This is a genomic window from Pseudovibrio sp. JE062 (assembly GCF_000156235.1).
Classification (GTDB): Bacteria; Pseudomonadota; Alphaproteobacteria; order Rhizobiales; family Stappiaceae; genus Pseudovibrio.
The window spans coordinates 1-2,539 of the sequence record NZ_DS996813.1 but is presented as its reverse complement, the minus strand read 5'-3'; the positions used below and the strand labels follow the sequence as shown (position 1 = coordinate 2,539).

General features: G+C 49.6%; 2 protein-coding genes. One reads left to right on the top strand and one right to left on the bottom strand.

All coding sequences use genetic code 11. From position 1 onward, the window contains the following. Positions 1 to 769, top strand: a 769-nt coding sequence (locus tag PJE062_RS20575; protein ID WP_037037852.1) for an ABC transporter ATP-binding protein, incomplete at its 5' end; no start/stop codon positions are given. 108 nt (positions 770 to 877) lie between these two features. On the opposite strand, the gene PJE062_RS26595 is transcribed toward PJE062_RS20575, so the two are convergent. Beyond that, positions 878 to 2,539 (bottom strand): hypothetical protein (locus PJE062_RS26595; protein WP_008551894.1); only part of this gene is annotated, 1,662 nt, incomplete at its 5' end.

The window sequence follows — 2,539 nt, the reverse complement described above, 5'->3', positions numbered from 1 at the left end:
TGTATCTAAAGGTCGTATTGAGTTCAAGAACGTTGAGTTCGACTACGGTGAAACCAAAGCACTCAACGGTTTAGAGATGGTCGCAAAAGCGGGTGATGTGACAGCGCTTGTCGGTGCGTCTGGAGCTGGTAAGTCGACAGTCTTCTCACTGATTGAGCGCTTCTATGAGATCGACAATGGTGCGATCCTTATCGACGGTCAGGATATCCGTGACTTCAATATGGAGAGCTTGCGCAGCAACATCGCGATCGTTACGCAGGATACCTTCCTGTTTGATCGGACAATTAAAGAGAACATCCTTATTGGTCGGCCTGATGCGACCGATGAAGAAGTCATCGAAGCTGCCAAGAATGCGAATGCCCATGAGTTCATCGAGAAGATGGAGAAGGGCTATGACAGCAAGGCAGGTGAGGGCGGAACACGCCTTTCAGGTGGTCAGCGCCAACGTTTGGCGATTGCGCGTGCTATGCTTTCTAATGCTCCAATCCTGCTACTAGATGAGGCTACGTCTGCTCTGGATGCTGAATCTGAGAACAAAGTGCAGACGGCTCTCGCACGGCTGATGAAAGGGCGCACCACATTGGTGATTGCGCACCGCCTCGCAACAGTACGCGATGCGGATACAATCCATGTTCTGTCGCATGGCAAACTTCTGGAAAGTGGTACGCATAATCAGCTCTACGAGATGGATGGTTACTACCGCCATTTGTGCGAGCTTCAGTTCACCAGCACGAAAGAAGAAACTCAGGAAGGTTCTTCAGAGGTCTGATAATCCTCATAAGTTTTAGCTCAGAACAAAAAATTCTGGAACGGTAACAAAAAAGCCGCTGTGATCATCCAATCACAGCGGCTTTTTCTTGTTCTGGATTAGATGAACTTACTCGGTGTAAGTCACCGTCGCACCCAGCAGTTCAGGCAGCTGTTGAGGTGCCAGAGCAGCAAGACCACCCAGCTGCATGAGTGGCACTGCAGACTGTGGAGCCAGAGTTACTCGAATGTTGGTTGGCTTGCCAGCAAACTTCTTTGCAGCATTTGCCAGTTCCAGTGCAAATTCAGTCTCAGCCAGCGGGCCAGCCTGCTGCAGAGAGCCATCAATCATCATGGATGCCAGCATCTCAGCTGGAACGCCTGCCTGTTCAGCCTGTGCCGCCAGCAACTCACTGATCAGCGGTGAATCCATCACTTCAATCTGAGCGCCTTTGAAGGTCGCCAGCGCAATCACAGCTTCTGCTTCATGTGGTTTTTCAAAGAGGGAGCGAGGAATGCCGCCCAGTTGAATGTCAGCACGCAGCTTCAGGCCGTTCTCCAGCTCAAACTCAAACTTCTCAAGTGTGAGATCTTCTGTGTTCTCATCCCAGGCGATTTTGAAGTCCTGATTGAGTGTTACGCGCTCAATACCAAGACGCTCGAATACACCTAGAACCATAGGCTCTTGCAGAAGTGCTGCGTCAAAGCTCAGGCCACTCACCACGTCAGAGATGCTGGTTGGGATTGGGCCGATGTGACCATCCATTGCAATGGTCAGTTCCTTCAGGGAAATCGGGGTATCCAGATCGTCAGCAATACCTTCAGCGTTCTTGATGGAAAACTTGCCAATGGTTGGAACAAGTTCCATCGCTGCTTCAGGATTTTGATCTGCAGCCATTCCTTTTTCTACGATTTCTCGCATGCTTGGCCATGCAACATTGGCAATTTCAAAGGTGCCAACATCAAAGACAGCATCATCACCTTCAACGGCACCATGGAAACCTTCCAATGTGATGTTGCCGATGCCGCTCAGGCTGAAGTCGGTCATAGACGCAGTCGCCAGCTTCATTTCAAAGCTTGGGGCAACCTCGTTCATGCGCTTAGCACGAATCGGGTCCCAGGACTTGACCTCAAGATCTTTAATGTCCGAGTAGCCAATGTTGTATGAACCGAGAGCATCAAACAGTTCAAGCACCAGCATCTCTTGATCATCATCAGACTTAGCGTCCAGATCTTCAAAGATAGAGAGAAGCTTGAGGCCATCGCCGTCTTTGATTGACAGGTCTTTTGCAGATGTTGATGCCGCTGTCATAGACAGGAAGCCAATTGGCTCATGCGCTTTGGCACCATCGATCGACATTTCCAGGCTAATGTCTTCAGTAGTGTAGCTACCGATGTAGTTTGCCGAAGGAGCATCAGCCAACTTGAAGTAAGCAAGCAGAGGGCGAGCATCCAAACGATCAATCTTCAGATTCTTATATGAAGTCACCGTGTTGGTGGCAATGTTTGAAGAAACATGTTCGCCGCTGATTTTGCTTTTACCAGTAGAGGCGTAGCGCTCAAGCGAGATGGTTTCTGTTACGCCATCTTTTATTGAGCCGGTTTTGAAGCCTGTCAGGACAGTGTCAGAAACAAACTCATCGGCGATGTTGAAGGTCAGCGACATCTCACTGATGGCAGAGCTACCGTAGCTGGTGTTCAGCGACATGCCGAGCAACTGAAGGAAAGCTTCCTGACTGATACCTTCTTTCAGAACAGGGTGATCAACCCACTTCTCAGAAAAATCAGAGAC